The sequence below is a fragment of the Pyxidicoccus fallax genome, assembly GCF_012933655.1.
Lineage (GTDB): Bacteria > Myxococcota > Myxococcia > Myxococcales > Myxococcaceae > Myxococcus > Myxococcus fallax.
The window spans coordinates 1-381 of sequence record NZ_JABBJJ010000821.1 but is presented as its reverse complement, the minus strand read 5'-3'; the positions used below and the strand labels follow the sequence as shown (position 1 = coordinate 381).

Annotated in this window: 1 pseudogene; it reads left to right on the top strand. The window is 78.5% G+C overall.

Annotated features, from left to right (window positions below):
- Positions 1-381, top strand: a pseudogene (locus HG543_RS54325) (hypothetical protein); the annotation flags it as partial.

Sequence of the window (381 nt, the reverse complement as noted above, 5' to 3'; positions counted from 1 at the left end):
GAGGCCCCGCGCCCCGCCGCGCCCGCCGCCGAGGCCCTGTCCGCCATGGCCTCCACCATCACCAGCGCCGGTGAGCGGGCCCTCGTGCTCGCCCGCGCGCAGCGCGGCGGCGGCGTGGAGGTGGTGCAGGCCGTCGTCTCCGACGTGCTCGGCGTCATCGAGCTGCGCGTGGGCGACAAGAGCCGCGGCAACTGGCGGCGCCTCCTCAAGGAGGGCCTGGCCCACGGCGGCACCGTGGAGCTGCCGCACCAGGAGGCCGTCACCCTGCTGGCCGAGGCGGCCGGCGCCAACCTCCGCTCGCGCACGCCCTTCCCGCCCGACCTGGAGGTGGCGCTGCGCCACTTCGGCGCGCAGCCCCAGGTGGAGCCCACCGCCCTGCCC